Origin of the sequence: Phytoactinopolyspora endophytica (assembly GCF_004138495.1) — a bacterium.
Taxonomy (GTDB): Bacteria; Actinomycetota; Actinomycetes; order Jiangellales; family Jiangellaceae; genus Phytoactinopolyspora; species Phytoactinopolyspora endophytica.
Genome location: NZ_ML142856.1, coordinates 239,805 through 245,223, shown reverse-complemented (window position 1 = coordinate 245,223; position 5,419 = coordinate 239,805). Strand labels below are relative to the sequence as shown.

Here is a 5,419-nt window from a genome sequence, read left to right as displayed (position 1 = left end):
GAGGAGGAGCCCGGTCGCTTCGACCGGATTCTCCGGGATTCCGAGGTTGCGGGCCAACACGTTGGTGCTGCCGCCGGGCACGATCGCGAGATCGGGAAGGCGGCCGTCGCCCGCGCCGTCCAGGACGCCGTTGACGAGCTCGTTGACCGTACCGTCGCCCCCGACCGCTACGACCAGGTCGAGCTGCTTCTCGCGTGCCTCCCGGCCCAGGTCGGTCGCGTGGTCCCGATGGGTGGTCTCGACGACGTAGAGTTCCATGTCGTTGCCCAACGCCGAGAGCAAGACGTCGCGAGTACGCTCCGACGTGGTCGTGGCATTGGGGTTGACCACGACGAGTGCTCGCATACGCACCACTCTAAGGGCCTCGGTGTGGGGATCCCTCCCCGCCCAGCGGCTCGTCCTCGCTGGAGCTCGTCCTCACCGATGCCCGCCACACCATGGAGAGATCCCCACACCGAGTCTCACCAGGTCGATCAGTGCGCGGGCTCGCTCTGGTCGCCGGTCAGGGTGCGGCGTAAGTGGGCGAGGGTGCGGGACAGCAGGCGCGAGACGTGCATCTGCGATATGCCGAGCTCTTCAGCGATCTGCGACTGTGTCATGCCGCGAAAGAAGCGCAGCACGATGATTCGGCGCTCCCGATCCGGCAGGTCCGCCAGGATCCGGCTCACCGCTTCCCGGTTCTCCACCCCTTCCAGCGCCTTGTCCTCATGACCGATCGCCTCCAGCGGCGCGGCCCCGTCCTGGTCGAGGCCCGGTTCGGGGGCATCGAGTGATACCGCGCTGTACGCGGTCGCCGACTCCAGCGCCTCCAAAACCGCGTCCTCGGTGATGCGCAGCGCCGCAGCGAGTTCACCGACGGTCGGGGAGCGGCCGAGCTTGTGCGTGAGATCAGTGGTGACCGAGCTGATGGAGAGTCGCAGCTCTTGCAGCCGGCGCGGCACACGTACCGCCCACCCCTTATCGCGGAACCACCGCTTGATCTCACCGAGAATGGTCGGGGTCGCGTACGTGGAGAACTCCACTCCGCGCTGTGGATCGTACCTGTCGAGCGACTTGATCAACCCGATGGTCGCCACCTGGACCAGATCCTCGTACGGCTCGCCGCGTCCGGCGAAGCGGCGAGCCAGATGCTCAGCCAACGGCAGGTGCAGTGTGGTCAGCCGGTTGCGGGTCTCCAGCCGCCGCGGGTCATCCAGATCGAGGCCGGCGAGCTTGAACAGTAGCTCTCGGCTCTCGTCGCGATCGATGGTGGTCTGCTCCACCGTCGGTCAACCCCGCTCCTTGCGCAGTGTGATGGCGACCAGGTCACCGTCCATCGATGACTGCACATCGCCCGCCAGGGCGGACAGGACAGTCCATGCGAAGCTGTCCGGGCTGGGCAGCTCCGAGCGGGTCGCCGCGACCCAGACGTGCACTTCGAGTGCGTCGCTTTGCAGCTCGAAGCGGCACTGCAGGTTGGCGCCGGGTTCGGCGATCGGTAGGAGCATCGCGCACGCCTCGTCGACAGCGATCCGTAGATCCTCTATGTCGTCAAGAGTAAGCCCAAGGCGCGCACCAAGCCCTGCCGACGTGGTGCGTAGGACAGCGAGGTACGCACTGGACGCGGGGACGCTCAGCTCGATCAGATCCCCTTTGCCGCCTTGCGGTTCGCTCACCTGGCCTCCTGACGTGAAAGATCCACCCGCCCCGCTAGCCTGTCACATCCAGCTGTGGCCGCAAACGGAGCGGTCCCCTGGACCGTCTCAGAGCACCTTGGAGAGGAACGACTGGGTGCGCGCGTGGCGTGGTGCGCTCAGGACATCTCGCGGATTGCCGGCCTCGACGATCATCCCATCGTCCATGAAGACCAGCTCGTCGCCCACTTCGCGAGCGAACCCCATCTCATGTGTGACGACCATCATCGTCATCCCAGACTCGGCGAGGTGGCGCATGACGTCGAGCACATCACCGACGAGTTCGGGATCGAGCGCCGAGGTCGGTTCGTCGAAGAGCATCATGTCCGGGTTCATCGACAGCGACCGGGCTATCGCCGCGCGCTGTGCCTGGCCGCCCGAGAGGTGCGCCGGATACGCGTCGGCCTTGTCGAGCAGACCGACGCGCTCCAGGTTGTGCCGGGCGACCTCGCTCGCTTCGGTCTTCCCTCGCCCGAGAACGCGCCGCTGAGCGATGGTGAGGTTACTCAGCACGGTCAGATGCGGGAACAAGTTGAACTGTTGGAACACCATGCCGATCCGGGCGCGCACCTTGTCCAGGTCGATCTCCGGGTCCAGGATATCGATGCCTTCCACGCGGATCTGGCCAGAAGACGGCTCCTCCAGGCGGTTGACGCAGCGCAGCAGTGTCGACTTGCCGGAGCCGCTGGGCCCGATGACACAGACCACCTGCCCTGCCTTGACGGTCAGGTCGATGCCCTTCAGCACCTCGAGCTCACCGAAGCGTTTGTACAGCCCCGCGACCTCGATCGCGGGCGCGTCCGTCGGTGCTTCCTGCACGCCGGTCATCTCGCCTTCGCCATCCGTCGTTCGAGCACCGCTACCAGGCGGGTCAGCGGAATCGTGATGAACAGGTAAAGCATCGCAGCCATCAACAGCGGGGTGCCATTGGCGTTCACCGACTGGGCGTCGCGAGTGAACGTCGTGAGCTCTTTGGTCTGAATTGTCGAACCGGCGATGAACAGCAGTGACGTGTCCTTGATCAGTAAGACGAACTCGTTCGTCAGCGGAGGGATGATGATCCGGAATGCTTGCGGGAGGGTGATGGAGATCATCGTCCTGCCTGATGACATCCCGAGCGAGCGGGCGGCTTCGGTCTGCCCCTTGGGTACGCCGAGAATCCCTGCCCTGATGGTCTCTGCCATATAGGCGCCGGCGACCAGGATGAGCCCGACCAGCCCCGCGCCCACTTGCCCGAACGGCATACGTACTTCCAACGCGATAGGAATCACGTATGCCATCGCGAAGATGGTCAGCAGTGCGGGCAAGCCCCTGAACAACTCGATGTAGCCGATGGCCAGCCAGCGATAGGGCGTGATCGTCGACAGCTTCATCAGGGCGAGCACGATGCCGAGCACCAGCCCGCCCACGAATGCGATCAACGTGAAGAGCAGTGTGTTCTTCGCCGCGATCGTGATGATCTCGGGGAACTGCTCACGGGCGATGTCGATCTGCAAGAACTGCTCACGCAGCCGACCCCAGTCCGCCGCGTACGCAACGAGGGCAATGAGAGCAACGAATAGTGCGTAGAGGACGCCTCTGCGCACCCGTCTACGTGTCGTCTTTCGCACGACGTACAGGCCCTCGAGCCTCAGGAGTCGGTCGAGAAGTACGAGTCGTAGATCTCGTCGTACGTGCCGTTGTCGCGAAGCTCTTGCAGCTGTGCGTTGACTGCTTCCAACAGCGCCGGCTTCTCGTCCTTGGGGAACGCAAAGCCATACTGCTCATCGGTCTCGTACGTCTCGACGATCTCGTAACCTTCGTCGGCTTGGGCGTGCTCGTCATTGACGGGGAAGTCCTGCAGGATCGCGGCGATGGTGCCCGCCTGCAGCGCCGGCCAGAGTTCGCCATCGCTGGGGAAGTCGGTGATCTCCGTGTCGTCCGGAGAGTTCTCCTCAGCGTAGGCCTTTCCTGTAGTGCCTTGTTGAACGCCGAGGGCCTCGCCCGCGAGATCGTCGATGGATTCGATATCCGAGTCGATCGGGACAAGCAGCGACTGCAGGGAGTCGTAGTAGGGGTCGGAGAAGTCGAGGTTCTCCATCCGGTCCTCAGTGATCGTCATGGCAGACGCGCCGACATCACACTGTCCCGCTGCGAGCACAGTGCCGCTCTGCAATGCGTCGAAGCCGACGTCCTGCACGGTGAGCTCCAGACCGAGGCCCTCGGCGATGGCCTGCATGATGTCTATGTCGAAGCCGCTGTAGCCGCTGGGGGCGTCGGAGTCCTCGATCTCGAAGGGCGGGTACGGAACGTCGGAGCATACGGTCAGTGCCCCGTCCGAGACGAGCTCAAGGTCGTCGCTCGGCGGCGCATCCCCATCCTCGGAGCCGGCGGTGTCCTCGCCCTCGGGAGTCGTGGTCGTGTCGTCGTCGTCGCCGCAGGCGGTGAGGAGCAGGAGGGATGCGGCGGCTGCGCCGAGGAGGGTGCGGCGTACGTGTGGGGTGGACATGAGGTCTCCTGGGGGTGCGGTTGTCCTACTACGCGGTAGCGTGGCAGGAATTTTGCCACTTTTATGCGGCGAACCCGTCATCATCCGGCCACGATCAGGTAAAGATGCAGGTCGTTATCCGGTGTCGTGGTCGTCGTCGACGTGACAGAATGCAACTCTCGCGGGTGACCCCCGTCGCCGGTTCCGCCTGAGCCACGGCATCTCGTACGGCCAGGTCTGGTCCGGCCCATTCATCGTCCTACTACGCACACGCTTGAAGAAGGGGTCACCCCATGGTCGCCGAGCTCATCCCACAGCAGCCTGCCACCGATACATTGACGGACCGTGCCGTCCGCCTGCACCGCGGCGGCAAGCTCGAAGTTCGCTCCACGGTTCCGGTGCGCGACGCGAGCGATCTGTCGCTCGCCTACACCCCCGGGGTCGCACACGTCTGCACGGCCATCGCCGATGCTCCGGCCCTGGTCAACGAACTGACCTGGAAGGGCAACACGGTGGCGGTGGTCACCGACGGTTCGGCAGTGCTGGGCCTGGGCGACATCGGGCCGGAGGCGGCGCTCCCGGTGATGGAGGGCAAAGCGCTGCTGTTCAAGGAGTTCGCCAAGGTGGATGCGGTCCCGGTCTGTCTGGACTGCCGCGACGTCGACGAGCTGGTCGAGACCATCGCCCGGATGGCGCCCACCTTCGGCGGGATCAATCTGGAGGACATCTCAGCGCCGCGGTGCTTCGAGGTGGAGCGGCGGCTGCAGGAGCGGCTCGGCATCCCGGTGTTCCACGACGATCAGCACGGCACCGCCGTTGTCGTGGCCGCCGCACTGGTGAATGCGCTGCGGCTGACCGGACGGACGCTGGCCGCGTCGCGGGTGGTCATCTCCGGTGCCGGTGCCGCAGGGGTCGCGGTGACGAAGATCCTGCTGTCGATGGGCGCCCGTGACCTCGTGGTCGTCGATCGGCAGGGAGCGATCCACACCGGCCGTGACGGGCTGAGCCCCGTCAAGCGTGAACTCGCCGAGGCGGCCAACCCGAACGGCCGCAGCGGATCCGTGCACGACGTGCTGGACGGCGCCGATGTCTTCATCGGCGTCTCCGGCGGCACGGTCGGAGCGGACGCGATCGCGCGGATGGCGCCGGACGCGATCGTCTTCGCGCTGGCCAACCCGGAGCCCGAGGTTCACCCGACTGTTGCGCGGCGACATGCCGCGATCGTGGCGACTGGGCGCAGCGACTTCCCGAACCAGATCAACAACGTGCTCGCGTTCCC

At 65.5% G+C, this 5,419-nt stretch carries 6 protein-coding genes and 1 pseudogene; 1 reads left to right on the top strand and 6 read right to left on the bottom strand.

Annotation, left to right across the window (positions count from 1 at the left end; genetic code table 11):
* The 6 genes from ELR45_RS38185 to ELR45_RS17405 form a co-directional block, all read right to left on the bottom strand.
* A partial coding sequence (locus ELR45_RS38185; protein WP_205856772.1) for a diacylglycerol/lipid kinase family protein occupies positions 1-345 on the bottom strand: 345 nt, incomplete at its 3' end.
* A 128-nt stretch (positions 346-473) separates the two neighbouring features.
* Positions 474-1,262, bottom strand: coding sequence for an RNA polymerase sigma factor SigF (locus ELR45_RS17425; RefSeq protein ID WP_129667517.1), 789 nt, complete (start codon positions 1,260-1,262; stop codon positions 474-476).
* A 6-nt stretch (positions 1,263-1,268) separates the two neighbouring features.
* A complete protein-coding gene (locus ELR45_RS17420) occupies positions 1,269-1,655 on the bottom strand; it encodes an ATP-binding protein (protein WP_129667516.1) in 387 nt (128 codons plus the stop codon).
* A gap of 87 nt (positions 1,656-1,742) precedes the next feature.
* A complete protein-coding gene (locus ELR45_RS17415) occupies positions 1,743-2,501 on the bottom strand; it encodes an amino acid ABC transporter ATP-binding protein (RefSeq protein WP_129667515.1) in 759 nt (252 codons plus the stop codon).
* A complete protein-coding gene (locus ELR45_RS17410; protein ID WP_205856771.1) occupies positions 2,498-3,259 on the bottom strand; it encodes an amino acid ABC transporter permease in 762 nt (253 codons plus the stop codon). Before ELR45_RS17410 ends, ELR45_RS17415 begins: the two co-directional genes overlap by 4 nt.
* Positions 3,260-3,303: 44 nt before the next feature.
* Positions 3,304-4,161, bottom strand: coding sequence for a transporter substrate-binding domain-containing protein (locus ELR45_RS17405; RefSeq protein ID WP_129667513.1), 858 nt, complete (start codon positions 4,159-4,161; stop codon positions 3,304-3,306).
* A 272-nt stretch (positions 4,162-4,433) separates the two neighbouring features.
* On the opposite strand from ELR45_RS17405, the pseudogene ELR45_RS17400 reads away from it, so the two are divergent.
* Positions 4,434-5,419 (top strand): annotated as a pseudogene (locus ELR45_RS17400) (NAD(P)-dependent malic enzyme); the annotation flags it as partial.

Excerpts from the sequence above, each read along its gene's own strand:
- ELR45_RS17415 (WP_129667515.1), bottom strand. The coding sequence starts at position 2,501 with ATGACCGGCGTGCAGGAAGCACCGACGGACGCGCCCGCGATCGAGGTC.
- ELR45_RS17405 (WP_129667513.1), bottom strand. The coding sequence starts at position 4,161 with ATGTCCACCCCACACGTACGCCGCACCCTCCTCGGCGCAGCCGCCGCA.